Source organism: Streptomyces sp. NPDC052040, assembly GCF_044548405.1.
Taxonomy (GTDB): Bacteria; Actinomycetota; Actinomycetes; order Streptomycetales; family Streptomycetaceae; genus Streptomyces.
Genome location: NZ_JBIUBV010000004.1, coordinates 70,352 through 94,500, shown reverse-complemented (window position 1 = coordinate 94,500; position 24,149 = coordinate 70,352). Strand labels below are relative to the sequence as shown.

The following is a 24,149-nucleotide window of genomic DNA, read 5'->3' as shown; positions in this document are numbered from 1 at the left end:
GCCGCGGTACGGCGGTCCACCGCACCGACCACCACCACGATCCGCGTCCGGAGGCGGTGTCCGATGACCGACGAGCCCATGGGCCCCCTGGTGGTCGCGCTGGATCTGGACGGCGTCGCCGACAAGGCCGCCTTGATGGAGCGGATCGCGGTCGCCCTGGACCTTCCCCCGTGGTTCGGCCGCAACTGGGACGCCCTCGCCGACTCCCTCACGGACCTCACCGTCTGGCCGTCCGGCGCCGCGGAGCGGGGCCTGCTGCTCGTCGTCCGGGGCTGGCGGGCCTACGCCGGGGCGCGGCCGGAGGAGTGGCGGATCGCCGAGGGGGTCTTCTCCGACGCCGTGGAGGGCACACCGGAACTCACCGTGGCACTCGCCCTTGGAGCATCCCACTAACCCCCTCCGACCTGGCTGGATGATCCGTCCGGGGACCTGGCGACCCCTGTCATGGGACAATGAAGTACGTGCTCTTCCCCCTGGCAGACCTGTCCGGGGGCCGCCTCTGATCGACTGGGATGTGCAGCACGTGCGTTTCCTCAATGACATCCGGCCCGCCTACGACCTGACGTACGACGACGTCTTCATGGTGCCGAGCCGCTCCGCGGTGGGCTCCCGCCAGGCCGTGGACCTCACCTCCCCGGACGGCACGGGTACCACCATCCCCCTCGTCGTCGCCAACATGACCGCGATCGCCGGCCGCCGCATGGCGGAGACGGTGGCCCGGCGGGGCGGACTGGTCGTCATTCCGCAGGACATCCCGATCGACGTCGTCACCGATGTCGTCTCCTGGGTCAAGAGCCGCCACCTGGTGCTCGACACCCCGATCGTGCTCGCCCCGCACCAGACCGTCGCCGACGCCCTGGCCCTGCTGTCCAAGCGGGCGCACAACGCGGGCGTGGTCGTCGACGCCGAGCACCGGCCGATCGGCGTGGTGACCGACGCGGACCTCTCCGGAGTGGACCGCTTCACCCAGCTCGAAGTGGTCATGTCCAAGGACCTGCTGCTGCTCGACGCCGGTATCGATCCGCGCGAGGCGTTCCACATCCTCGACGGCGCCAACCGCCGGTACGCGCCGGCCGTGGACGAGGACGGCAGGCTCGCCGGCATCCTCACCCGCAAGGGCGCCCTGCGGGCCACGCTCTACACCCCGGCCACCGACGCGGGCGGCAGGCTGCGCATCGCCGCCGCCGTCGGCATCAACGGCGATGTGACGGGCAAGGCCAAGCAGCTGCTCGACGCGGGCGTGGACACCCTGGTGATCGACACGGCGCATGGCCACCAGGAGTCGATGATCGCCGCGATCAGGGCCGTCCGGGCGCTGGACCCGCAGGTGCCGCTGGCGGCGGGCAACATCGTCGCCGCCGAGGGCGTGCGCGATCTGATCGAGGCCGGTGCCGACATCATCAAGGTCGGCGTGGGCCCCGGCGCCATGTGCACCACCCGGATGATGACCGGCGTCGGCCGGCCCCAGTTCTCGGCGGTCCTGGAGTGCGCGGCCGAGGCGCGGAAGTACGGCAAGCACGTGTGGGCCGACGGCGGTGTCCGCCACCCGCGCGATGTGGCCATGGCGCTGGCGGCCGGTGCGTCCAACGTGATGGTCGGCTCGTGGTTCGCGGGCACCTACGAGTCCCCGGGCGACCTCCAGCAGGACGCGGGCGGCCGCCTCTACAAGGAGTCCTTCGGCATGGCGTCGGCGCGCGCCGTCCGCAACCGCACCTCGGACGAGTCGTCGTACGACCGGGCCCGCAAGGCGCTGTTCGAGGAGGGCATCTCGACCTCCCGGATGTTCCTCGACCCGGCACGCCCGGGGGTGGAGGACCTGATCGACTCGATCATCGCGGGTGTCCGCTCCTCCTGCACCTACGCGGGCGCGGGCTCCCTGGAGGAGTTCGCCGAGCGCGCGGTCGTCGGCGTCCAGAGCGCGGCGGGCTACGCGGAGGGCAAGCCCCTGCACGCCAGCTGGAGCTGAGCCGGGGGCCGTCACCCGGGTGGTGGGGTGTGCGGGTGCCCTCCGGGCCCCTGGGCCCGTGCAGGGCCCCGGACCTCGTGGTCTGCGGTGTCCTGGGGGCGTCGGGCTCGTGTTCTACTTCGTGTAGAGGCCGCCGATGCTCCCGGCAGGCCGCCGCGGAGCCCGCGGCACCCGCACGACACCGCAGAGAAGTGAACCACCCGCCTTGCTGAACGACCTCGACGAACGCATCGTCCACGCCCTCGCCGAAGACGCCCGCCGCTCCTACGCGGACATCGGGCAGATGGTCGGCCTGTCCGCGCCCGCCGTGAAGCGGCGGGTGGACCGGCTGCGCGCCACCGGCGCGATCACCGGCTTCACCGTGCGGGTGGACCCGGGGGCGCTGGGCTGGGAGACCGAGGGGTTCGTCGAGATCTACTGCCGCCGCAACACCTCCCCGGAGACCATCCAGCGGGGTCTTGAGCGGTACCAGGAGGTCGTGGCCGCCTCCACCGTGACCGGAGAGGCGGATGCGATCGCCCAGGTCTTCGCCGCCGACATGCGCCACTTCGAGCGGGTGCTGGAGCGGATCGCGGGCGAGCCGTTCGTGGAGCGCACCAAGTCGGTGCTCGTGCTGTCGCCGCTGCTGCGGCGGTTCTCGTCGGGGTCGCCCACCTGAGCCGACCCGAGCCGCGGCCCGAGCCGGTCCGAGCCGCGGCCCAGGGACCCCCGTCGAGTCCGGCCGGTGGCCGGAGAAGTGACCGGTGCCGCCCCCGCCAGGGCGGCACCGGCGTTTGTGGGCCCGTCCAGTCCGTGGTCAGTCCGCGGTCTTGCGGGCGAGGGCGTTGTTCCCGATCGAGTTGTGCACGCTGAAGCTCACGGCGTCCGAGCGGTAGCGGTCGTCCGACCACTCCACCGGGCGTCCCTCGCGGGTGGTCGTCACCCGGCGGACCCGCAGCAGGGGGCCCGCCCGGCGGACCCCGAGCAGCTCGGCGTCCTGGGCGCCCGCCGCGACGGCGTCGATGAGGTGTTCCCCGTAGGCGAACACCAGACCCGTCTGCTCGAACAGCCGCTGGGTGACGGAGGGGCAGTCCGGCTCGACGGCCTCCGCCGCGGGGGAGATCCAGTCGGCGTAGACCGTGCGCTCAAGGAGCACCGGCTCACCGTCCAGCCCCCGTACCCGCAGTACATGCAGCACCGGGGTGCGTTCGGGCAGATGGAGCCGTACCGCGTCCTCCTGGGTCGCCGGGCGGTACCCCTGGGCCACCACCCGGCCGGTCGCCTCGCGGCCCATGGCGCGGGCCCACTGGGCGAAACTGCGCAGCTCGGCGAAGCTCTGGCTGCGGCGGCTGGCCAGGACCACCCGCCGGGCGCCCTGCCGGGAGCCGATGAGTCCCTCGGCGGTCAGGGCCGCGACCGCCTGGCGGACGGTGCCGCGCGAGACGCCGTAGTGGGCCGCGAGATCCGACTCCGTGGGCAGCAGGCTGCCCACCGTGTACTCCTCGCGGTCGATCGCCCGCCGCAGTGCGTCGGCGATCTCCTCGTGTCGCGCCGCCATGCTTCCCCTCAGAGTCGGCTGCTGTTCACAGAGGGGCCAGCCTAATCGAGACCTGGGCGTGATCTTCGACAGTCGCGATTGTGCAGGCAAGAAGGGTCCAGGGTTCCGCCCGCGTTCACGAAATGGACACCGACGCCGGGCGTACTAGGGGCAACTTGTTCAGACAAGTTGAACAAGTTCTCCCCTGCCTCAGCTTCACCCCCGCTCGCGCGCACTCCTGGAGAGACAGTGACCGTGTTCCAGCCGAGAACCGCCGTCCTCACCGGTGGCCTCGCCGTCGCCGCCGCACTCGCCCTCAGCGCCTGTGGCGCCGCCCCCGACAAGGCGTCGGCCGCCGCCGACGGCAAGAGCGCGGCCACCGCGGCCTCGGCCGCCGACTTCGGGGGCCTGGACGCCCTGGCGAAGGCGGCCAAGAAGGAGGGCACGCTGCACGCGATCGCCCTGCCCCGCGACTGGGCCAACTACGGAGCCCTGATCGACGGCTTCCAGAAGAAGTACGGGATCAAGGTCCAGGTCGAGAACCCGGACGGCGCCAGCCAGGACGAGATCAACGCCGTCACCTCCCGCAAGGGCCAGGACCGCGTCCCCGACGTCCTCGACCTCGGCAGCTCCTTCGCCCTGAGCGCCGCCCAGCAGGGCCTGCTCGCCCCCTACCAGGTGACCGGCTACAACGGCATCCCGGCCACGCAGAAGGACCCGCAGGCCCGCTGGTACAACGACTACGGCGGCTATGTCTCCATCGGCTGCGACGCCAAGCGCGTCAAGGAGTGCCCCACCACCTTCAAGGACCTCCTCAAGCCGCAGTACAAGGGACAGGTCGCCCTCAACGGCAACCCCACCAAGTCCGGTTCGGCCTTCGGCGGTGTCTACGCGGCCTCGCTCGCGAACGGCGGCTCCTTCGACGACATCCAGCCCGGCCTGGACTTCTTCGCCAAGCTGAAGAAGAGCGGCAACTACACGCCCGTCGAGTCGACCCCGGCCACCGTCGAGAAGGGCGAGACCCCGATCAGCATCGACTGGGACTACCTGAACGCGGGCTACGCCGACGAGTTCAAGTCCAAGGGCCTCGACTGGAAGGTGGCCATCCCCACCGACGGCAAGTACGCCCAGTACTACTCGCAGGCCATAACCAAGGACGCCCCGCACCCGGCGGCCGCCCGCCTGTGGGAGGAGTACCTCTACAGCGCCGAGGGCCAGAACCTGTGGCTCAAGGGCTACGCCCGCCCCGCGCTGATGACCGCCATGGACCGTGACGGCACCCTGGACAAGACCGCCGCCGCCAGGCTCCCGCAGGTCACCGGCATGCCCGCCTTCCCGACCGAGGACCAGCAGAGCAAGGCCAAGACGGCCCTCGCGCAGGGCTGGGGCAAGGCCGTCTCCGGATGACCGCCGTCCTCACCGAGGTTGACACGCTGCCCGCCGCTGCCCCCCGGCAGCGGCGGCGCCGCCCGACCGGGACGCTCGCCGTCGTCCCGCTGCTCGTCTTCACGGCCGTCGCCTTCGGCATCCCCGCGCTGGCCATGCTGAACGGCGCCTTCAGCGTCAAGAACCCGACGACCGGCGCCACCTCCTACAGCACGGCCAATCTGACCCTCTCCCTGCACGGCGCCTACCTCACCGCCCTGACCGGCAGTGTGAAGCTGTCCGCGGTCTGCGCCGCTCTCGGCACCGTCCTCGGACTGCTGCTCGCCCAGGCCGTGGTGACCTCCCGCTTCCGCGCCCTGCGCGAGGCCGTGCTCACCGCGTCCGGCGTCCTCGCCAACTTCGGCGGTGTCCCGCTGGCCTTCGCCTTCGTGGCCACCCTCGGCAACTCCGGTGTGGTGACCCGCCATCTGGGCCTCACCGACAAGGGCTGGAGCCTCTACAGCTTCACCGGCCTGGTCGTCGTCTATCTGTACTTCCTGATCCCGCTGATGGTCCTCACCATCACCCCGGCGCTGGAAGGGCTGCGCGTCCAGTGGCGCGAGGCCGCGCAGAACAACGGCGCCACCGCCTTCCAGTACTGGCGCCATGTGGCCCTGCCCGTGCTCGGCCCCTCGCTGCTCGGCGGATTCGTGCTCCTCTTCGGCAGCGCCTTCTCCGCCTACGCCACGGCCGCCGCCATGGTGGGCAGCGCGGTACCGCTGGTCACCCTCCAGATCGCGGACGCGCTCTCCGGCAACGTCCTGGTCGGCCAGGAGAACGTGGCACTCGCCCTCAGCCTCGACATGGTCCTGGTCGCGGCCCTGGTCATGGCCGTGTACCTGCCCCTGCAACGACGGAGCGCCCGATGGCTCGCCTGAACCTGTGGCGCTGGGGCGTCCTTGCCCTCGCCGGTCTGTACTTCCTGGTGCCGCTCGCCGCGTCCGTGGTCTTCACCGTGGACGTGCCCGGCCAGGGCGTCACCTTCGACGCCTACCGCCAGATCGTCTCCACCCCCGGCTTCGGCTCCGGCCTGCTGCTCTCCCTGGAGCTGGCCGCCGCCACCATCGTCGTGGTGCTGCTGCTGATGGTGCCCGCCACCGTCGCCCTGCGGCTCGACGCCTCCCGGTTGCGGCCGGTCGTCGAGGTGGTCTGCTCGCTGCCCCTGGTGGTCCCGCCGATCGCCTTCGTCGCGGGCATCGCCACCGTCCTGAAGTGGGGGCCCGACTACCTCTCCCGCACCCCGCTGTTCGAGACGTTCGTGGCGGTCCAGAACCCGGACTTCCCCGTTGTGCTCGTCCTCGCCTACGTCGTGATGGCGCTGCCCTTCGTGTACCGGTCCCTGGACGCGGGCCTGCGGGCCGTCGACGTACGCACCCTCGTGGAGGCCGCGCGCAGCTGCGGAGCGAGCCGCACCCAGGCGCTCCTGAAGGCGGTGCTGCCCAATCTGCGCGGCGCGCTGCTGAACGCCTCCTTCCTCACACTGGCGCTGGTCCTCGGCGAGTTCACCGTCGCCCAGCTGCTGGGCTTCACCCCCTTCGCCGTGTGGATCTACAGCATCGGCGGCTCCCAGGCCCAGCTGTCCGTCGCCGTCTCCGTGCTCAGCCTGCTCGTCACCTGGGCCCTGCTCCTCTCGCTCGCCGTCTTCGGCGGGCGCTCCCGAACCGCCGCCAAGGGATGAACCACATGACCCTCGACCAGGCCGCCCCGCCCGCCGCGAGCCTCGCCCGCGACAAGGCCGCACACGTCGAATTCCGCTCCCTGCGCCGGGAGTTCGGTCCCACCGTCGCCCTCGACGGACTGGACCTCACCGTGCAGCCCGGGGAACTCCTCGCCCTGCTGGGCCCGTCCGGCTGCGGCAAGACCACCGCGCTGCGCATGCTCGCCGGATTCGAGCACCCCGACTCCGGTGCCGTGCTCGTCGACGGCGAGGACATCACCCGCGTCCCGGCCCACCGCCGCGACGCCGGAATGGTCTTCCAGTCGTACAGCCTCTTCCCGCATCTGACCGTGCTCGACAACGTGGCCTTCGGGCTGCGCATGCGCAAGGTGCGCACCGCCGAGCGGCGCGGCCGCGCCGCCGAACTGCTCGACCTGGTCGGCCTCGGCGACAAGGGCGAGCGCTACCCGCACCAGCTCTCCGGCGGACAGCAGCAGCGTGTCGCCCTGGCCCGGGCGCTCGCCCTGCGCCCCCGTGTCCTGCTGCTCGACGAGCCGCTCTCCGCGCTCGACGCCAAGGTGCGGCTCAGCCTGCGCGAGGAGATCCGCCGCCTTCAGCAGGAACTCGGCATCACCACCCTGTTCGTCACCCACGACCAGGAGGAGGCCCTGTCCATGGCGGACCGGGTCGCGGTGATGCGGGCCGGACGGCTCGAACAGTGCGCCGCCCCGGCCGAGTTGTACAACCGTCCGGCCACTGCCTTCGTCGCCGAGTTCGTCGGCACCATGAGCCGCATCCCGGGACGGCTGTCCGGCGGCACCGTCGAGGTGCTCGGACAGCGGCTGCCGGTCGACGGGGAGGCACCCGCCGCGGCCGAGGTCGATGTGCTGGTCCGGCCCGAGTCGGTCCGGGTGAGCGCGGACGGCGAGGGCGGGGCACGGGTGGTCGCCACCGCTTTCCTCGGCGCCACGGTCCGGCTGACCGTGCGTCTCGCCGACGGCACGGAGCTGAAGGCGGACCTTCCCGCGCACGACGCGGCCGCGCCCGGCGCCGGTTCCGCCGTGACCGTGAGCCTGCCGGAGCGGCCCGTGCTGGTCGCCGAGCGCGCCCGCTGAACCATCCCCCCTCGCATGGACACCATCCCCCCACACAGGAAAGAGACCACCGTGACCCGACGCCCGCTCCAGGCCGTCCTGTTCGACATGGACGGCACGCTCGTCGACACCGAGCGACTGTGGTGGGAGGCGGTGGAGCGGGTCGCGGCCGGGCTCGGCCGGACACTGGGCGACGACGACCAGCCGGAGGTGCTCGGCCGTCCCGTCGAGCACACGGCCGACTGGCTGGGCTCGCTCACCGGCGCCGCTGCCGACGGGATCGCCGCGGACCTGCACCGAGAGTTCGCCGACCGGGTCGGGCACGGCGTCGTGCCCCGCCCCGGCGCACTCGCCCTGCTCGACGCCCTCGCCCGCAACGGTGTCCCCACGGCGCTGGTGACCGCCTCCCCGCGGGCCGTCGCCGACACCGTCCTCGCGGCCCTGGGCGCCGACCGCTTCGCGGTCTCCGTCACCGCCGACGACACCGAGCGCACCAAGCCGGAGCCCGACCCCTATCTGGCCGCGTGCCGCGCGCTCGGCGTCGACCCCGGCGGCTGTGTGGCCGTGGAGGACACCCTGACCGGAGTCGCCTCCGCCGAGGCCGCGGGCTGCGCCGTGCTCGCCGTACCGTCGCTGGCGCCGATCGAAGCGGCCCCCGGCCGGACCGTGCTGGACAGCCTGGAGGAGGCCACGCCCGGGCTGCTGCGGTCCCTGCTGCCCTGCGACCTGCGGGTGATGAGCTGGAACCTGTGGCTCGGCGGCAGCATGGTCGAGGACCACCGGGCCAAGCAGGTCAAGGCGGTTCTGGAGGCGGGGGCCGATGTGGTGGGGCTCCAGGAGACGGCCGGGACCGCGGCCCAGGAACTGGCCGAGGCGCTCGGCTGGCACCACCACCGGGCCGGGGAGAACCTCGGGATCATCAGCCGCCACCCCGTCGTCGCCCGCTTCGGCGACCCGGACGTCGGCTTCTACGGCGCCGCGGGCGTCCGGCTGCGCATCTCCCCGGGGTGCGAGGTCGACCTCTGGACGGCCCACCTGGACTACACCCCGTACGGGCCCTACGAGTCCGCCTTCGACGGGCTGCCCGCGGCCGAGCTGATCGCCCATGAGGAGGTGCGGCTCGCACAGATGCGGGACACCCTGCGGCGGATCGAGGAGTCGGCCGAGGACGGAGTTCCCGTCGTGCTGGTCGGCGACTTCAACTGCCCCTCGCACCTGGACTGGCCGACTGTCGCCTGGCCGGTGACCAGGGCCGCGGAGGAGGCGGGCTTCGGTGACTCCTACCGCGAGGCGCACCCGGACCCGGTCCGCGACCCGGGCCGCACCTGGTCCCCGATCCACGCCCTGCACGAGGACGGCAGCGGGCGGCCCGAACCGCAGGACCGCATCGACTTCGTGCTCCACCGGGGCCTTGCGGTGCTGGACTCCCGCACCCTGGTCGTCGGCACCCCGAGCCCCTGGCCGGATGTCGCCGCCAACGACTGGCCCTCGGACCACGCGGCGGTCGTCACCGCCTTCGCGGTGCCCCGTATGCCCTGACTCCGGATCAGGCCGGGCAGCCGTTGCGGTGGCGTGATTTATTCCGTAGGTTGAGCCGCACTTACTATCGGCGGGTATTCATGCAGGTCACCCGCCCCTGCCCGACCGTCCTGTCCCCCCGGGGGAGATCATGCGCCGGCTCTTCGGCCGCCCCACCACGGTTCGTACCCGCATCGTGGCGCTCTCGCTGGCCCCGGCGATCGCTCTGCTGATCCTGTGGAGCTTTGCCATGGTGTCCGTCACCGGCGAACTCCGGGCGCTCGTCCGGGTCCAGGGCGTGTACGAGGACTTCGGTACGCCTGTCGACACCGCCGTCGGCCAGATCCAGATCGAACGGCGGCTCGCCGCGGCCTACTTGGGTGGGGGCCACCGCAACGGGGCGGCCCTGGACCTGCTGGAGCAGGAGCGCCGCACCGACCGGGCGGTGAACACCCTGCGCGACGCGGTCCAGGACGGCGACCGCGACCGGCTGTCCGGCGGCCAGCAGCGGGCGCTGGACTCCGCGCTCGCCGCCACCGGCAAGCTGGAGGGGCTGCGGGAGCGGGTGCTGACCGGCCGGATCACCTGGGACGGCGCGGTCACCGAGTACAGCGCCCTGGTGGAGCCCGGCTTCCGCGTCCAGTCCGCCCTGACCGCCCTCCAGGCCGGGCGGCTCGCGCGGGAGGCGCAGGTCGTCACCGAGCTGGTGCGGGTGCGGGAGTTCGTCTCGCGGGAGGACGCTCTCGTCGCCGGGGCGCGTGCCGCCGGATCGCTGACGGACCGTCAGTACGACATGCTCACCGCCACCATCGAGGACCGGCGGGTGTTCGAGGCGACCTATGTGCCCGATCTGCCGCCGGACTCGCGCACCCTCTTCGAACGCTTCCGGCGCGACGACGTGCACCGGGCCCTGACCTCGGGCGAGGACGCCCTGCTGCGGGCGGGGGCCGACGGCGCGGGCCGGGCGGTCGCGGCCGACTCCTGGCGGACGACCACCGACCGCGCCGTGCAGCGCTACATGCTGCTGTGCACCCAGGCGGCCAAGAACTCGGCCACCCACGGCCGGGAGTTCGCCTACCGGGAGCTGGCCAAGGCCGTCGCCGTCGCCGTGGCCGGACTGGTCGCCATGGGCCTGTCGCTGTGGCTGTCGGTGCGCGGTGCCCGGCGGATCTCACGCCGCCTGGAGACCCTGCGGGACGCCGCCGACCTGCTGACCACCCGCCAACTGCCCGACGTCATGGAGCGGTTGGGCGCGGGGGAGCAGGTGGACGCCCTCGCCGAGGCGCCCCCGCTGGCCGAGGACGAGGCGGGCAGCGACGAGATCGGCCAGGTGAGCCACGCCTTCAACGCCGCGCGCCACGCCGCCGTCGGGGCCGCCGTGAAGCAGTCCACCCTCCGCAGCGGGCTCTTCGCGGTGCTGCTCAACATCGCGCGCCGCAACCAGGCCCTCGTCCACCGTCAGCTGAAGCTCGTCGACACCCTGGAGCGGCGCACGGACGACCCGGACATCCTGGAGGAGCTGTTCCGGATCGACCATCTGACCACCCGGATGCGCCGGCACGCGGAGAGCCTGATCATCCTCTCCGGCGCGGCGCCCGGCCGCCGTTGGCGGCGGCCCGTGCCCATCGCCGACGTGGTGTCCTCCGCGGTGGGCGAGATCGAGGACTACGCGCGGGTCGTCGTCCCGCCGATGCCCGACGTGGGGATCGCGGCGGACGCCGTCGCCGACGTGGTGCACCTGCTTGCCGAACTCCTGGAGAACGCCACGGTGTTCTCCCCGCCCCGCACCCGGGTCACCCTGCGCACCGACCGTGCCCGCGGCGGTTTCGTCCTGGAGATCGACGACCGCGGCCTCGGCCTCGGCCCCGACGAGATCGAGGCGGCCCACCGCACACTCAGCGGCCCCGGCGACTTCGACCCGACCCGCCACGACCGGCTGGGCCTGTATGTGGTGGGACGGCTGGCCGCCCGGCACGGCATCGAGGTCACCCTGACCCGCTCGCCGTACGGCGGGACCACCGCGGTGGTGCTGCTCCCGGCCACCGTCCTGGCGGAGGCAGCGACCGAGGCCCCGTCCGAGCGGGACGCGGCGGCCCCCGGGCCCCGCACCCCCGCCCGGCGGGACGAACCGTCCGGCCCGGGCCTGCCCGTACGACAGCGGACGGCGCTTCTCACCCGGGAACGCGAGCAGGGAGCCGCTCCCGAGCGGGAGTTCGCCCCTGAGCAGGGGCCCGCCCCTGAGCCGGCGCGCACCCCTGAGCGGGAGCTCGCATCGGAACCGCGGCGCGCCACCGAGCCGGGAGGCACTCCTGAGCGGGGGTACACCGCCGAGCCGGGGCGTGCCCCGGGCCCGGAGCGCGCCCCCGACGCGGAACGCACCCACGACCGGGAACGCAGCTACGACGCTGAACGCACGCCCGACGCGGAACGAGCCCCCGACGCGGATCGAGCCCCCGACCGGGAACGCCCCTGGTCACCAGCCCCCGCGCCCCGCCCCGCCCCGGCCCCCGCGCCCCGCTCAGCCCCGACGCCCCCGCACGCGCCCGGACAGCCCCCCGCGGGCGCGGCCCCCGGTCCGGCGCCCGGCGCCCCCGCGCTGCCCACCCGGGTGCGGCAGGCATCCCTGGCCCCCGAGCTGCGCGCCGCGCCCCCGGGTGCCGAGGAGCCGCCGGAGCGCGAGGTGAGCGCCGACGAGGTACGGGCGATCTTCGGCGCCTACCAGCGCGGACTGGACCGGGGCCGCAGGGGCGTCCCCACGGACAGCGGCCCCGCCGGGACCCCCGCGGAGCGAACCGACACCGAGGAAGGGACGGACGCCCACGATGCGCCGTGACCAGAGCCCCGAGCACCCCGACGAAGAAGGCCGGTCGCCCGGCACGGACCTCGGCTGGCTGCTCGACGACCTCGTGGCCAGGACCGACCACGTACGCCAGGCCGTGCTGCTGACCGCGGACGGCCTCCCGCTGAGCTGCTCGGAGGGCATGCCGAAGCGGGACATCGAGCACCTTGCCGCCGTCTCCTCCGGCTTCCACAGCCTGGCCCGCTCGGCCGGGGAGCGGTTCGACGGCGGAAACGTCCGGCAGACGATGGTGATGCTCGACGACGCCTATCTCTTCATCACCCCGGCCGGGTCCGGCACCCGGCTGGCCGTCCTGAGCGAGGCCCGCACCGACGTCGGACAGCTGGCGCACGAGATGGCGCTGCTGGTGCGCCGGGTCGGCCGCCACATGGACGCCGCCGTACGGTCCGCGGGCCCGGCCGCCTCCTGACTCCCCGTGCCCGACGACGACCACTGGTACGAGGACGAGACCGGGTCGATGGTGCGCCCCTACACCGTGACCCGGGGGCGCACCCGCCCCTCGGACCGGCACACCATCGACCTGCTGTCGCAGGTCACCGCCCTGGACACCGGCGACGGGCGCACCGATGTCGACCATGCCCGGACGTCCCTGCTCGACCTGGTGCGTCGTGCGCCCCGGCCGGTGGTGGAGATCGCCGCGGACGCCGACCTCCCCTTGACCGTCGTGCGCGTGCTGCTCGGCGACCTGCTGGAAGCCGGTCTGGTCCGCATCGACGAGCCGCGCGGGGGGCCCGCGGGCGGCCCGGCCGCCGATCCCGAGCTGCTGCGGGAGATCGTGGAGCGGCTGCGCGAGCTGTGAGCCCCGGGCCCCGCAGGGGCGCCGGTGGTGCCGTCCGTGCCCGGCGGCCCGGGGGAGGGCCGAGGGCGCGCAACGAATCGCCGTGCGGACCGCCGCGCACGCAACGATCCGCTCACCGGCACGCAACGGCTCCTTCTTGTCCGCCCGCGGGCGCCGACCGTACCGTCTAACTGCCCCCCTCGCCCCTTTCGCACCGGTGGAGAACACGCATGCGCACCGCCCTGCTCCAGAGTTCCGGCCACCCCGCCTCGGTCGCCGAGAACCTCGCGGTGCTCGACGAGGCCGCGGGCCGGGCCGCCGCCGCGGGAGCCGGGCTGCTGATCACCGCGGAGATGTTCCTCACCGGCTACGCGATCGGCGACGAGGTCGCCCGACTCGCCGAGCCCGCCGACGGTGCCTCCGCGGACGCCATCGCGGACATCGCCGCCCGGCACGGCCTGGCCGTCGCCTACGGCTACCCGGAGCGGGACGGCGAGACCGTCTACAACGCAGTGCAGCTCGTCTCCGCCGACGGGACCCGCCTCGCGAACTACCGCAAGACCCACCTCTTCGGCTGCTTCGAGCGCGACCACTTCACCCCCGGTGACCTGCCGGTCGTCCAGGCCGAACTGGACGGCCTCCGCGTCGGCCTGATGATCTGCTACGACGTCGAGTTCCCGGAGAACGTCCGCGCCCACGCCCTGGCCGGCACCGACCTCCTGGTGGTGCCCACGGCGCAGATGCACCCCTTCCAGTTCGTCGCCGAATCCCTGGTGCCGGTGCGGGCCTTCGAGAGCCAGCTGTACATCGCCTACGTCAACCGGGTCGGTGCGGAAGGGGAGTTCGAGTTCGTCGGGCTGTCCACCCTCGCCGGACCCGACGGGGTCGCCCACGCCCGGGCCGGCCGGGCCGAGGAACTCGTCCTCGCGGACGTCGACCCCGCCCGCCTCGCGGCCTCCCGCGAGGCCAACCCGTACCTCCAGGACCGCCGCCCCGGCCTCTACGGGTCCCTCGTCTGACCCCCTCAGCCTCCCCCCGAGTTCTTCCCGCGCAAGGAGTCCGTACCCCATGACGTCCACGGTGCCCAACGCCGTCGAGCACGCCGACGAGCAGCAGCCGCCGATCACCATGTTCGGCCCGGACTTCCCCTACGCCTACGACGACTTCCTCGCCCACCCGGCGGGGATCGGCCAGGTACCCGCGACCGAGCACGGCGCCGAGGTCGCCGTCATCGGTGGCGGTCTCTCCGGCATCGTCGCCGCGTACGAGCTGATGAAGATGGGCCTCAAGCCCGTCGTCTACGAGGCCGACCAGATCGGCGGCCGACTGCGCACCGTCGGCTTCGAGGGCTGCGACCCGTCGCTGACCGCGGAGATGGGCGCCATGCGCTTCCCGCCGTCCTCCACCGCGCTCCAGCACTACATCGACCTGGTGGACCTGCGCACCGCGCCGTTCCCCAACCCGCTCGCCGAGGCCACCCCCTCGACCGTGGTGGACCTCAAGGGCGAGTCCCACTACGCCGAGACCCTCGACGACCTGCCGCAGGTCTACCGCGATGTGGCGAACGCGTGGAACGCCTGCCTGGAGGAGGGCGCCGACTTCTCCGACATGAACCGCGCCCTGCGCGAGCGCGATGTGCCGCGGATCCGGGAGATCTGGGCGAAGCTCGTCGAGAAGCTCGACAACCAGACGTTCTACGGCTTCCTCTGCGACTCCGACGCCTTCAAGTCCTTCCGCCACCGCGAGATCTTCGGCCAGGTCGGCTTCGGCACCGGCGGCTGGGACACCGACTTCCCCAACTCCATCCTGGAGATCCTGCGGGTCGTCTACACCGAGGCCGACGACCACCACCGGGGCATCGTCGGCGGTTCCCAGCAGCTGCCGCTGCGCCTGTGGGAGCGCGAGCCCCAGAAGATCGTGCACTGGTCCTACGGCACCTCGCTGAAGTCCCTGCACGAGGGCGGCGAGCCCCGGCCCGCCGTCACCCGGCTGCACCGCACCGCGGGCAACCGGATCACCGTCACCGACGCGGACGGCGACATCCGCACCTTCCGGGCGGCGGTCTTCACCGCCCAGTCCTGGATGCTGCTCTCCAAGATCGCCTGCGACGACGCGCTGTTCCCGATCGACCACTGGACGGCGATCGAGCGCACCCACTACATGGAGTCCAGCAAGCTCTTCGTGCCCGTGGACCGGCCCTTCTGGCTGGACAAGGACGAGGTCACCGGCCGGGACACCATGTCGATGACGCTCACCGACCGGATGACCCGCGGCACCTATCTGCTGGACGACGGCCCGGACCGGCCCGCCGTCATCTGCCTCTCCTACACCTGGTGCGACGACAGCCTGAAGTGGCTGCCGCTGTCCGCGAACGAGCGGATGGAGGTCATGCTGAAGTCGCTCGGCGAGATCTACCCGAACGTCGACATCAGGAAGCACATCATCGGCAACCCGGTGACCGTCTCCTGGGAGAACGAGCCCTACTTCATGGGCGCGTTCAAGGCCAACCTGCCCGGCCACTACCGCTACCAGCGGCGCCTGTTCACCCACTTCATGCAGGACCGGCTGCCCGCCGACAAGCGGGGCATCTTCCTCGCCGGTGACGACATCTCCTGGACGGCGGGCTGGGCCGAGGGCGCCGTGCAGACCGCGCTCAACGCCGTCTGGGGCGTGATGCACCACTTCGGCGGCACCACGGACCCGTCGAACCCCGGCCCCGGCGACCTCTACGACGAGATCGCGCCGGTGGAACTGCCCGAGGACTGAGCCAGGGCCTGTCCGACAATTCCCGGCGACGGTGCGGGCGGCCCGGTCAGAGACCGGCCGCCCGCACCGTCGTGTACAGCTGCGCGGCCACGTCCGTCAGTTCCCGGGCGTCCCGCACCGAGCCCTGGAGGTCGACGAGGATCTCGTCGACGCCGACCTCGGCGTGGGCCGCCAGGTCCGCCACGATCTGGTTGACGCTGCCCTGGAAGGGGCCCCGGTCCGCACCGGCGTGATCCCTCGCCGTGTACGCGGCGTTGGCGCGCAGCACCGTCTGGAGGGGCTCCACCCGGCCCTGCTCTTCGGCCAGTTCCTCCAGCGCCCGCAGCTGTCCGGCCAGTACCTCGGGGCCGAGGCCCACCGGGATCCAGCCGTCGGCCTTGTCCACCAGCCGCCGCTGGGCCCTCTTGGTGGTGGCCGCCAGCAGGACGGGGATCGGCCGGGCCGGTTTGGGCGCGACCGCGGCCGAGGAGATCCGGGTGAGGCCGCCCTCGTAGGAGACCGGGTCCGGGCCCCAGACGGCGCGGCAGACGTCGATGATCTCGTCCAGGACCCGGCCGCGCTCCTCGAAGGGGCGGACCCCGGCGGCCGCGTACTCGTCGTGGGACCAGCCGGTGCCCAGGCCCGCCACGATCCGGCCGCCGCTCGCGGCGTCCAGCGTGGCCAGCGCCTTGGCGAGCTGAAAGGGGCCGTGCAGGGGAGCCACCAGCACGCTGGTGCCGAGCCGGACGCGACGGGTGGCGGTGACGGCGAGGGCGAGCGTCGTCAGGGGCTCGGCCACCCCGCGGTAGCTGTCCGGCCAGGGCATCCCCTCGATGCCGTAGAGGCCCTGGCCGGCGGGCTCGGGGAACAGGGCCCGCTCGTACACCCACAGGCTGTCGTAGCCCGTCTCCTCGGCGGCGCGTGCGACGTCCGGCACGTCCCGCCCGATGTCGTACTGCTGGTTCTGCGGGAGACCGAGCCCGAGCCGGATCGCCATGCCTGCTGCTCCTTCGCCGTGGACGGCCCCCCTGAGCCCTCTGAGCCCTCCGGGCAACGTACAGCGGCCGCCGGGTCCGTCCCGGTGCGACAGGCGAGGGCGGCCGGATCAGTTCCCCAGCGGGGTGAGCAGCATCCGTCCGGCGAACCCCACCGCCGCGTCGAGCCGCAGCCCGAACTCCTCGGCCAGGTCCGGCAGATGGCGCAGCGCCCACAGTGCCCGGGCCGCCGCCCACGCGCCCTCCCGGGCCCGCTCCAGGCTCCAGGCGCCGATCAGATGGGTCAGCGGATCGGCGAGCTGGAGCAGGTCGGGGCCGGGCATCAGATCCTCCCGGATGCGCTCCTCCAGCGAGCGGAGAAGTTCGCCCACCCGCTCGAACTCGTCCTCCAGCGCGTCCGGTTCGCAGCCGAGCACACGGCAGGTGTCGACCACGGCGAGCGCCAGGTCGTGGCCGATGTGCGCGTTGATGCCCGCCAGCGCGAACTGGAGCGGGCGTACACCCGGATGGCGCCGGAGCTGGAACAGCGGCCGCCAGCAGGCGGGCGGCGGCCCCTCCTCCTCCGCGACGGACAGATACCGCTCGGCGAACCGCAGGTCCAGCGCGGTCGCGGCCCGGCGGTCCGGGAAGCATCCGGCGCCCAGACGGCGGTCCACCTCCTCGGTGACGGCGAGATACACCCGGTTGAAGACCGCGACCCCGTCGTGCTCGGGCCAGACCTCGTCGAGCGCCCGCATCCGCGCGACCACCGTGTCCAGTTCGGACGTGCACTGCCTCCACCGCACCATGGGGGCAGCGTCCCAGCCCCGGCACGGACCGGGCACCCCCGGACGGCCCCGGTTCCCCGGAACGGGGGACGGGCGCCCTGGGCCGTCGGGGGCGCCCGCCGGTGCTACGGCTCGGTGTGCTTGCGCGGGTCCCCGGAGGCCGGGGCGCCGTCGTCCCCGTCGCCCTTCTCGTCGTACGAGGAGGTGCCCGAGTCCAGCAGCGGTTCCTGGGTCTTCAGATGCGCGGGGGCCAGCGCCCGCAGCGCGTGGTAACCGGTGATGACGACCACGGTGCCCAGGGCGATGCCGCTGAGGGAGAAGTGGTCGGTGAACTTCAGGCTGACGTTGCCGACGCCGATGATGATTCCGGCTGCGGCGGGCACCAGGTTCAGCGGATTGCGCAGATCCACCCCGGAGTTGGTCCAGATCTGCGCGCCGAGCAGGCCGATCATGCCGTAGAGGATCACGGTGATGCCGCCGAGCACCCCGCCCGGGACGGCGGCCACGATCGCGCCGAACTTGGGGCAGACGCCGAAGAGCAGGGCGAAGGCGGCCGCGGCCCAGTAGGCGGCGGTGGAGTAGACACGGGTGGCGGCCATCACGCCGATGTTCTCGGAGTACGTGGTGTTGGGCGGGCCGCCGACCGCGGTGGACAGCATGGAGGCGACACCGTCGGCCGAGATCGCCGTGCCCAGCTTGTCGTCCAGCGGGTCGCCGGTCATCTCGCCCACCGCCTTGACATGCCCCGCGTTCTCCGCGACCAGCGCGATCACCACGGGCAGCGCGACCAGCACGGCGGACCACTGGAAGGACGGGCCGTGGAAGTGGGGCAGGCCGATCCAGTCCGCCCTGCCGACCCCGGACAGGTCCAGCCGCCAGTGGTCGGTGAGCCTGCCGCTCGCGTCCACCGAGTGGATCTTCCCGAGGGTCCGGTCGAACACCCAGGAGATCCCATAGCCGAAGAGCAGGCCCAGGAAGATCGCGATCCGGGACCAGAAGCCGCGCAGACACACCACCGCGAGCCCGGTGAACAGCATCACCAGCAGCGCGGTCCACTGGTCCTGCGGCCAGTACGTCGAGGCGGTCACCGGGGCGAGGTTGAAGCCGATCAGCATGACCACGGCGCCGGTCACGATCGGCGGCATCGCGGCATGGATGATCCGCGCCCCGAACCGCTGCACCGCGAGGCCCACCAGGAACAGCGCGATGCCCACCACGAACACGGCACCGGTCACGGTGGCGCTGGTGCCGCCCTGGGCCCGGATCACCGCGGCGACTCCGACGAACGACAGCGAGCAGCCGAGATAGCTCGGCACCCGGCCGCGGGTGGCCAGCAGGAAGATCGCGGTCGCGACGCCCGACATCATGATCGCGAGATTGGGGTCCAGGCCCATGAGCACCGGAGCCACAAAGCTGGCTCCGAACATGGCCACGACATGCTGGGCGCCGAGCCCGATGGTGCGGGGCCAGGAGAGCCGTTCGTCGGGGCGGACGACCGCTCCGGGTGCGGGCGTGCGCCCGTCTCCGTGCAGCTTCCAGCGCACGCCGAGGTCCATGGTGAAGCGTCTCTTTCCCTGTACGTGAAGAACTGTCCGCACCATTGTCAGGGGGACCAGGTGCTCCGCCGACCACCCGGTCCCGGGCGTGGACGGTGTTCACGCAGGTGACCGGGGGTGAGGGAGAGCCTCGTCACCCGCCCCGGGGGAGGAGTCGGCTGAGCGACCGCTTACCATGGGGGAGTTCCCGCGCCGCACCGTCGCGAGCGCCTCTCCAGAGCCCGTCGAGGAGCCCCGCCCGTGACCGCCGAAGCGCAGACCGCGCCTGCCCTGTCGTACGGCCGACTGGTCCCCGTCACCGTCCACTTCGACGATCTGGACGCACTGGGCCTGCTCCACAACGGCCGCTATCCGGTCCTGGTCGAGCGGGCCTGGACGGCACTCTGGCACGAGCGGGGCTTCGGCTTCGACGGTGACTGGCAGGCCGCGGGCGACTCCTGCAACGCGGTCAAGGAACTGCGGATCAGCTACGACGCCCCCGTGACCCGGCCGGGCCCCCACGCCGTGCACCTCTGGCTCGAACGGCTCGGGACCACCGGCCTCACCTACGGGTTCCGGTTCTGCTCGGCCGACGGAACGACCACCTACGCCCGAGGCACCCGGGTCCTCGTCCGGCTGGACGCGGCGACGCTGCGCCCCGCGCCGTGGAGCGAGCGGTTCAGGTCCGCGGGCCGGGAACTGCTGCGTCCGGCCGACTGACCCCCGGGCGGCTGCTCTCGCCCGCCCGCAGCACCCCTGCGAACGCCGCGAGCCCGCAGGCCAGCACCGTCACCAGGCCGAACGACACCACCAGGCTGGTCGCCTGGGCCAGGGAGCCGATCGCGCCCGGCGCCACCAGCCCCGAGGTGTAGGTGATGGTCGCCACTCCGGCGATGGCCTGGCTCGGGTTCGGACCGTTGCGGCCCGCCGCCGCGAAGCACAGCGGGACCACCACCGCGATACCGAGACCCATCAGCGCGAACCCGGCCATCGCCACCGCCGGACGGCCCCCGGTCACGATCAGCAGTCCGCCGAGGACGGCCAGCACACCGCCCGCCCGCACCGTGCGCACCGCGCCGAACCGGTCCACCACCCGGTCGCCCGCGATCCGGGCGACGGCCATGGTCAGGGTGAAGCCCGTGGTGCACGCGGCCGCCAGCCCGGCCGAGGTCTCCAGCCGCTCGCGCAGATAGACGGCGGACCAGTCCAGACTGGCGCCCTCCGCGAACACCGCGCAGAACCCGATGGCGCCGATCAGCAGCGCCGACCGCGGCGGCAGCGCGAACCGCGGCGGGGGCTCCTCGTCCGCGGCGGGCCGGAGGTCCAGCACCCAGGTGCAGGCGACCACGCCCAGCACGGTCAGGACGGCGGCAGCGAGCGCGTGGTGCAGCCGGGCGTCCGTGCCGAGGTGCGCGGCGAGCGTCCCGCCCGCCGACCCCAGCAGGGCACCGGCGCTCCACATGCCGTGCAGCCCGGACATGACCGACCGCCCGAGCCGGTTCTCGACCTCCACGCCGAGCGCGTTCATTGCCACGTCCGCCATGCCCGCCGAGGCGCCGTAGACGAACAGCGCCGCGCACAGGACGGGCAGGTTCGGGGCGAGGGAGGGCAGGACCAGGGACAGGGTCCACAGGGCGATCAGTCCCCGCAGGGCGGTGCGGGTCCCGAAGCGATGGGTGAGGCCGCCCGCCAGCGGCATGGCGGCGGACGCGCCGAGCGCGGGGAAGGCCAACGCCAGCCCCAGCTGCCCGGCGCCGACCGAGGCATGCTCCTGGATCCAGGGCACCCGGGTCGCGAACGAGCCGGTGACGGCGCCGTGCACGGCGAACACGGCGGCGACGGCGTACCGGGCGCGCCCCGCCGCGCGCTGCTCACGGCCTCCTGCGGTCATCACGGTCATTCTCGGCCCTCCCCGGACGTCCGCCCTGCTGCGCGGCCGCAAACTATCAGGAACCCTGCCTGATAGACAGAGGGCCGGGAGGGGCAACAAGGAGCCGCCGGACCGCGCGGCCCCGCCGATCTGGAAGGATCCCGGCATGCCCGCATCACCCAGGACCGCCCGGGCCATCAACGACCGGCACGCCCTGCGCCTGCTCCAGCAGGAAGGCCCCCTGACGGCAGGCCGGTTGAAGCAGCTCACCGGACTGTCCCGGCCCACGGTCGCCGATCTCGTCGAGCGCCTCGCCGCGGCGGGACTGATCGCGGTGGTGGGGGAGTCGGGCGAACAGCGGCGGGGGCCCAACGCCCGGCTGTACGGGATCGTCGCCGACCGCGCCCATCTCGCGGCTCTAGACGTGCGCACCAAAGGTGTCTCCGTCCTGGTGTCCGATCTGCTCGGCGGTGTGCTCGCCGAGGCCTCGGCGCCCATCGGCGGCGACACCGGGACGGGACCCGCGGTCGAGCAGGCGGTGGCACTGGTGGAGCGGGCCGCGAAGGAGGCCGGTGCCGGGGCGCTGCACACCGTCGGCATCGGGGCGCCCGGGCTGATCGACCCCGGCACCGGCGAACTGCGCGACTCCACCGGGCTGCCCGCCTGGCACCGCCGACTGGTGACCGCCCTCCAGGAACGGCTGCCCGCGCGGGTGATCGTGGAGAACGAGACCAATCTCGCCGCGCTCGCCGAACAGCGCGAGGGGGCCGCGCGGGACCGGGACACCTTTGTGCTGCTGTGGCTGGGGCACGGCACCGGCGCGGCCGTGGTGCTGGACGGCGCCCTGCGGCGCGGCGCCTCGGGCGGCACCGGCGAGATCGGCTTCCTGCCGGTGCCGGGCACCCGCACCCTGCCCTCCGCCACGGACTGCGAGGGCGGCTTCCACTCGCTGGCGGGGGCGGCCGCCATCGCCGAACTGGCCTCCTTTTTCGGCCTGCCGACGGAGGGCCGGGCGGACGGCCCGGCCGCGGCGGCACTGGTCCACCGGGCCGTCGCCGCCCATCCGGGCGGCCCCGCCGCGTCCGGCTTCCTGGACGCCCTCGCCGACCGCCTCGCCATCGGCGCCGCATCCGTCACCGCCGTGCTCGACCCCGGCTGTGTGGTGCTCGGCGGCGAGGTCGGCCGGGCGGGCGGGACGGAACTCGCCGCCCGCGTCCAGGAGCGGCTGGGGCGTATGTCACCGCTGCGGACCGAGGTACGGCCGAGCGAACTCGGCGGCGCGGCGGTCCTGCGCGGCGCCCTGCTGACGGCACGGGACGGCGCCCAGGACGACCTCTTCACCCCGCCGGGCTCCTGAACGGAGCCTTGAGCGGCTCCCGGCTCGGCATCCGCCGCCGGACGCCACTGTGACGGAGCCTCTAGCAGCCCTCCACCTCGGCACCCGTGGCCGTTCCCGGCCTCAGCACCCTCTGCTGAGCGGGCCCTTGAGCGGCCTGCACCTCAGCACCCGCCGCCGAGCGGGCCCTTGAGCGATTCCCGCCTCAGCGCGCCGCCGAAGGGAGCCTGGAGCGGCTCCCGCCTCAGCGCCCGCCGCCCAAGCGCTCCCGCAGATGCTCCTCGAAGGTGCCCCGCCCCACCGCGTTCCCCGGTGTCAGATGGCCCCCGGCGCGCAGGGCGCGCAGCGCCCCGCCCGGGAGCGGCACCGACACCACCGCCCGGCGGCGCCCCGTCGCCCTGAGCCAGGCGCGAGCCAGGTCGGGGGCGGTGCGCACCTCGGGTCCGCCCATGTCCGGGACGCGCCCGGCGGGCTCCCCGGTCGCCAGGTCCGCCAGCCGGTCCGCCACCTCGGCCACCGCGATCGGCTGGTCGCTCAGCCCCGCCGGGAGCAGCAGCACCGGCATTCTGCCGAGAGCCTCGAACACCCGCACCAGCAGATCGTGGAACTGGGTCGTCCGCAGGATCGTCCAGCCCAGCCCCGACTCCTGGATCTGCCGCTCGACCGCGAGCTTGGCCCGGTAATAGCCGATCGGCACCGCGTCCACCCCGACGATCGAGATGTACACCAGATGGGCCACACCCGCCCGGCGCGCGGCGTCGATCAGCCGGGCGGCGGCCTGCTCGTCGCCCCCGCGCGGGGAGCTCGCGCAGTGCACGACCGTGTCCACCCCCGCGAGGGCCGCCTCCAGACCGCTGCCGCCCCGGACCAGATCGACCGCGTAGGTCTCCGCGTGCCGGGCAAGGACCCGCACCTCGTGGCCGTCCGCCCGCAGCCGCTCGGTGACGAGCCGGCCGAGGGTTCCGGTGCCGCCGGTCACCAGGATCGTGGTCATGCCGTTCCGTCCCTTCGGATGCCGGGTGCCCCCTGCCGGCACACCCTTCACCTCTACGACCGGACGGCACCCCGGAATGTGACATCCGCCGGAGGCGACGGGCGCCGAAAGGAATGTGCGCCCCACGTCAAAAGAGCCCGAACCGCTCAGCCCCGGTCGAGCTGCCGCTCCGCGAAGGCGAGCTTGTCCGGGTTCACCACCGCCCGCACCGCGGCCACCAGCCCGCCGCGCACCTCGAACGTCAGCACCCCGGCGACCCGGCCCCCGTACCGGCCCACCAGCGCGGCACCGCCGTTGATCTCCTCGATGGCGAAGTCGGTGTCCAGGGCGAAGCCCCGCAGCGCGCCCGCCAGGAAGCGGAGCACCTTCTCGCGCCCCTCGATCGGCCGCCGCGCCGCGGTGACCTTGCCGCCGCCGTCGCCCCACCAGGTCACGTCCGCCGCGAGCAGCCGCTCCAGAGCGGCCATGTCGCCCTCCCGGGCCGCCGTCAGGAAGGACTCCACCAGCCGGGTCCGGTGCTCGGGCTCCGCGTCGAACCGCGCGCCGTCGGCGGCCAGCCGCGTGGCCGCCCTGCGGTACAGCTGGCGGCAGTTGGCCTCGCCGAGGCCGAGCACCTCCGCGATCTCCCGGTGGCTGTAGGCGAACGCCTCGCGCAGCACATAGACGGCCCGCTCCGCCGGGGTGAGCCGCTCGAGGAGGACCAGCAGGGCGAAGGACACGGCCTCCCGCCGCTCGGCCGACTCCAGCGGACCCAGCGCACCGTCCGAGGTGACCACCGGCTCCGGCAGCCAGGGCCCCGGGTACACCTCGCGCCGGGCCCTGGCGGAGGTGAGGCGGGTGAGGCAGAGGTTGGTGACGACCTTGGTGAGCCAGGCGCCGGGGTGCTCCACGGTGTCCGGTCCGGCCGCGATCCACCGCAGACAGGCGTCCTGCACCGCGTCCTCCGCCTCCGTGGCGGAGGACAGCATCCGGTAGGCGAGGCCGAAGAGGCGCGGACGGTGGCGCTCGAACGCGTCGGTGTCTGTCGTCACGCGCGCAGCCTCGCAGACACCGGCTGGGGGCCCGGCGGCGGGGCAAGGGCCTCCGTCACCGC

Annotated in this window: 22 protein-coding genes; 15 read left to right on the top strand and 7 right to left on the bottom strand. The window is 73.3% G+C overall.

The window, feature by feature from the left end; genetic code table 11:
- Positions 1 to 63 precede the first annotated feature (63 nt).
- The 3 genes from ACIHAA_RS11145 (at position 64) to ACIHAA_RS11135 (ending at position 2,624) form a co-directional block, all read left to right on the top strand.
- Positions 64 to 393, top strand: a complete 330-nt coding sequence (locus ACIHAA_RS11145; protein ID WP_399815605.1) for a barstar family protein — start codon at positions 64 to 66, stop codon at positions 391 to 393.
- Between the two features lie 130 nt (positions 394 to 523).
- Positions 524 to 1,966, top strand: a complete 1,443-nt coding sequence (locus ACIHAA_RS11140; protein WP_399816118.1) for a GuaB1 family IMP dehydrogenase-related protein — start codon at positions 524 to 526, stop codon at positions 1,964 to 1,966.
- Positions 1,967 to 2,171: 205 nt separating this feature from the next.
- Complete coding sequence (locus ACIHAA_RS11135) at positions 2,172 to 2,624, top strand: Lrp/AsnC family transcriptional regulator (protein WP_399815604.1); 453 nt, start codon at positions 2,172 to 2,174, stop codon at positions 2,622 to 2,624.
- A 138-nt stretch (positions 2,625 to 2,762) separates the two neighbouring features.
- Here the strand turns inward: ACIHAA_RS11135 and ACIHAA_RS11130 are convergent, their stop codons facing one another.
- Positions 2,763 to 3,503, bottom strand: coding sequence for a GntR family transcriptional regulator (locus ACIHAA_RS11130; protein ID WP_399815602.1), 741 nt, complete (start codon positions 3,501 to 3,503; stop codon positions 2,763 to 2,765).
- Positions 3,504 to 3,731: 228 nt separating this feature from the next.
- Between ACIHAA_RS11130 and ACIHAA_RS11125 the strand changes: the two genes are divergently transcribed.
- The 10 genes from ACIHAA_RS11125 (at position 3,732) to ACIHAA_RS11080 (ending at position 15,580) form a co-directional block, all read left to right on the top strand.
- On the top strand, positions 3,732 to 4,889 hold the full coding sequence (locus ACIHAA_RS11125) for an ABC transporter substrate-binding protein (protein ID WP_399815601.1): 1,158 nt from the start codon (positions 3,732 to 3,734) through the stop codon (positions 4,887 to 4,889).
- Positions 4,886 to 5,785, top strand: a complete 900-nt coding sequence (locus ACIHAA_RS11120) for an ABC transporter permease (RefSeq protein ID WP_399815599.1) — start codon at positions 4,886 to 4,888, stop codon at positions 5,783 to 5,785. The genes ACIHAA_RS11125 and ACIHAA_RS11120 overlap by 4 nt, the downstream gene beginning before the upstream one ends.
- Positions 5,773 to 6,585 (top strand): ABC transporter permease, encoded by an 813-nt coding sequence (locus tag ACIHAA_RS11115; RefSeq protein WP_399815598.1) that lies wholly within the window; start codon positions 5,773 to 5,775, stop codon positions 6,583 to 6,585. Before ACIHAA_RS11120 ends, ACIHAA_RS11115 begins: the two co-directional genes overlap by 13 nt.
- Before the next feature lie 5 nt (positions 6,586 to 6,590).
- Complete coding sequence (locus tag ACIHAA_RS11110) at positions 6,591 to 7,679, top strand: ABC transporter ATP-binding protein (RefSeq protein WP_399815596.1); 1,089 nt, start codon at positions 6,591 to 6,593, stop codon at positions 7,677 to 7,679.
- A 51-nt stretch (positions 7,680 to 7,730) separates the two neighbouring features.
- Positions 7,731 to 9,197 (top strand): HAD-IA family hydrolase, encoded by a 1,467-nt coding sequence (locus tag ACIHAA_RS11105; RefSeq protein ID WP_399815594.1) that lies wholly within the window; start codon positions 7,731 to 7,733, stop codon positions 9,195 to 9,197.
- Positions 9,198 to 9,327: 130 nt separating this feature from the next.
- Positions 9,328 to 12,009, top strand: a complete 2,682-nt coding sequence (locus ACIHAA_RS11100) for a nitrate- and nitrite sensing domain-containing protein (RefSeq protein ID WP_399815592.1) — start codon at positions 9,328 to 9,330, stop codon at positions 12,007 to 12,009.
- Positions 11,999 to 12,445, top strand: coding sequence for a roadblock/LC7 domain-containing protein (locus tag ACIHAA_RS11095; RefSeq protein ID WP_399815591.1), 447 nt, complete (start codon positions 11,999 to 12,001; stop codon positions 12,443 to 12,445). The genes ACIHAA_RS11100 and ACIHAA_RS11095 overlap by 11 nt, the downstream gene beginning before the upstream one ends.
- Positions 12,446 to 12,451: 6 nt before the next feature.
- Positions 12,452 to 12,835, top strand: a complete 384-nt coding sequence (locus ACIHAA_RS11090) for a DUF742 domain-containing protein (RefSeq protein WP_399815589.1) — start codon at positions 12,452 to 12,454, stop codon at positions 12,833 to 12,835.
- A 209-nt stretch (positions 12,836 to 13,044) separates the two neighbouring features.
- The gene (locus ACIHAA_RS11085) at positions 13,045 to 13,833 is read left to right on the top strand and encodes a carbon-nitrogen hydrolase family protein (RefSeq protein WP_399815587.1); all 789 of its coding nucleotides are present in this window, start codon (positions 13,045 to 13,047) and stop codon (positions 13,831 to 13,833) included.
- Positions 13,834 to 13,882: 49 nt separating this feature from the next.
- Positions 13,883 to 15,580, top strand: coding sequence for a flavin monoamine oxidase family protein (locus ACIHAA_RS11080; RefSeq protein ID WP_399815585.1), 1,698 nt, complete (start codon positions 13,883 to 13,885; stop codon positions 15,578 to 15,580).
- 46 nt (positions 15,581 to 15,626) lie between these two features.
- Here ACIHAA_RS11080 and ACIHAA_RS11075 read toward each other — a convergent pair whose 3' ends face one another.
- The 3 genes from ACIHAA_RS11075 to ACIHAA_RS11065 all read right to left on the bottom strand — a co-directional run bounded on the left by ACIHAA_RS11075 (position 15,627) and on the right by ACIHAA_RS11065 (position 18,877).
- The gene (locus ACIHAA_RS11075; RefSeq protein ID WP_399815584.1) at positions 15,627 to 16,556 is read right to left on the bottom strand and encodes an LLM class F420-dependent oxidoreductase; all 930 of its coding nucleotides are present in this window, start codon (positions 16,554 to 16,556) and stop codon (positions 15,627 to 15,629) included.
- A 108-nt stretch (positions 16,557 to 16,664) separates the two neighbouring features.
- A complete protein-coding gene (locus tag ACIHAA_RS11070) occupies positions 16,665 to 17,342 on the bottom strand; it encodes a DUF5995 family protein (protein WP_399815582.1) in 678 nt (225 codons plus the stop codon).
- Between the two features lie 104 nt (positions 17,343 to 17,446).
- Positions 17,447 to 18,877: a uracil-xanthine permease family protein gene (locus tag ACIHAA_RS11065; protein ID WP_399815580.1), complete on the bottom strand. Its 1,431-nt coding sequence runs from the start codon at positions 18,875 to 18,877 to the stop codon at positions 17,447 to 17,449.
- A 240-nt stretch (positions 18,878 to 19,117) separates the two neighbouring features.
- Between ACIHAA_RS11065 and ACIHAA_RS11060 the strand changes: the two genes are divergently transcribed.
- A complete protein-coding gene (locus ACIHAA_RS11060) occupies positions 19,118 to 19,576 on the top strand; it encodes an acyl-CoA thioesterase (RefSeq protein WP_399815578.1) in 459 nt (152 codons plus the stop codon).
- Here ACIHAA_RS11060 and ACIHAA_RS11055 read toward each other — a convergent pair.
- On the bottom strand, positions 19,536 to 20,747 hold the full coding sequence (locus ACIHAA_RS11055; protein ID WP_399815577.1) for an MFS transporter: 1,212 nt from the start codon (positions 20,745 to 20,747) through the stop codon (positions 19,536 to 19,538). The genes ACIHAA_RS11060 and ACIHAA_RS11055 overlap by 41 nt on opposite strands.
- A gap of 145 nt (positions 20,748 to 20,892) precedes the next feature.
- Between ACIHAA_RS11055 and ACIHAA_RS11050 the strand changes: the two genes are divergently transcribed.
- Positions 20,893 to 22,083, top strand: coding sequence for an ROK family transcriptional regulator (locus ACIHAA_RS11050; protein WP_399815575.1), 1,191 nt, complete (start codon positions 20,893 to 20,895; stop codon positions 22,081 to 22,083).
- A 223-nt stretch (positions 22,084 to 22,306) separates the two neighbouring features.
- Here ACIHAA_RS11050 and ACIHAA_RS11045 read toward each other — a convergent pair whose 3' ends face one another.
- Complete coding sequence (locus tag ACIHAA_RS11045) at positions 22,307 to 23,056, bottom strand: SDR family oxidoreductase (RefSeq protein WP_399815573.1); 750 nt, start codon at positions 23,054 to 23,056, stop codon at positions 22,307 to 22,309.
- A 146-nt stretch (positions 23,057 to 23,202) separates the two neighbouring features.
- Positions 23,203 to 24,087 carry an RNA polymerase sigma-70 factor gene (locus ACIHAA_RS11040; protein ID WP_399815571.1) on the bottom strand — a complete coding sequence of 295 codons (885 nt, stop codon included), beginning with the start codon at positions 24,085 to 24,087 and terminating at the stop codon, positions 23,203 to 23,205.
- Positions 24,088 to 24,149: the final 62 nt, after the last annotated feature.

Coding starts and splice junctions, on each gene's coding strand:
- ACIHAA_RS11075 (WP_399815584.1), bottom strand. CDS start 16,556: ATGGCGATCCGGCTCGGGCTCGGTCTCCCGCAGAACCAGCAGTACGAC.
- ACIHAA_RS11080 (WP_399815585.1), top strand. CDS start 13,883: ATGACGTCCACGGTGCCCAACGCCGTCGAGCACGCCGACGAGCAGCAG.
- ACIHAA_RS11050 (WP_399815575.1), top strand. CDS start 20,893: ATGCCCGCATCACCCAGGACCGCCCGGGCCATCAACGACCGGCACGCC.
- ACIHAA_RS11065 (WP_399815580.1), bottom strand. CDS start 18,877: ATGGACCTCGGCGTGCGCTGGAAGCTGCACGGAGACGGGCGCACGCCC.
- ACIHAA_RS11070 (WP_399815582.1), bottom strand. CDS start 17,342: ATGGTGCGGTGGAGGCAGTGCACGTCCGAACTGGACACGGTGGTCGCG.
- ACIHAA_RS11110 (WP_399815596.1), top strand. CDS start 6,591: ATGACCCTCGACCAGGCCGCCCCGCCCGCCGCGAGCCTCGCCCGCGAC.
- ACIHAA_RS11145 (WP_399815605.1), top strand. CDS start 64: ATGACCGACGAGCCCATGGGCCCCCTGGTGGTCGCGCTGGATCTGGAC.
- ACIHAA_RS11120 (WP_399815599.1), top strand. CDS start 4,886: ATGACCGCCGTCCTCACCGAGGTTGACACGCTGCCCGCCGCTGCCCCC.
- ACIHAA_RS11115 (WP_399815598.1), top strand. CDS start 5,773: ATGGCTCGCCTGAACCTGTGGCGCTGGGGCGTCCTTGCCCTCGCCGGT.
- ACIHAA_RS11130 (WP_399815602.1), bottom strand. CDS start 3,503: ATGGCGGCGCGACACGAGGAGATCGCCGACGCACTGCGGCGGGCGATC.
- ACIHAA_RS11085 (WP_399815587.1), top strand. CDS start 13,045: ATGCGCACCGCCCTGCTCCAGAGTTCCGGCCACCCCGCCTCGGTCGCC.
- ACIHAA_RS11095 (WP_399815591.1), top strand. CDS start 11,999: ATGCGCCGTGACCAGAGCCCCGAGCACCCCGACGAAGAAGGCCGGTCG.
- ACIHAA_RS11055 (WP_399815577.1), bottom strand. CDS start 20,747: ATGACCGCAGGAGGCCGTGAGCAGCGCGCGGCGGGGCGCGCCCGGTAC.
- ACIHAA_RS11100 (WP_399815592.1), top strand. CDS start 9,328: ATGCGCCGGCTCTTCGGCCGCCCCACCACGGTTCGTACCCGCATCGTG.
- ACIHAA_RS11045 (WP_399815573.1), bottom strand. CDS start 23,056: ATGACCACGATCCTGGTGACCGGCGGCACCGGAACCCTCGGCCGGCTC.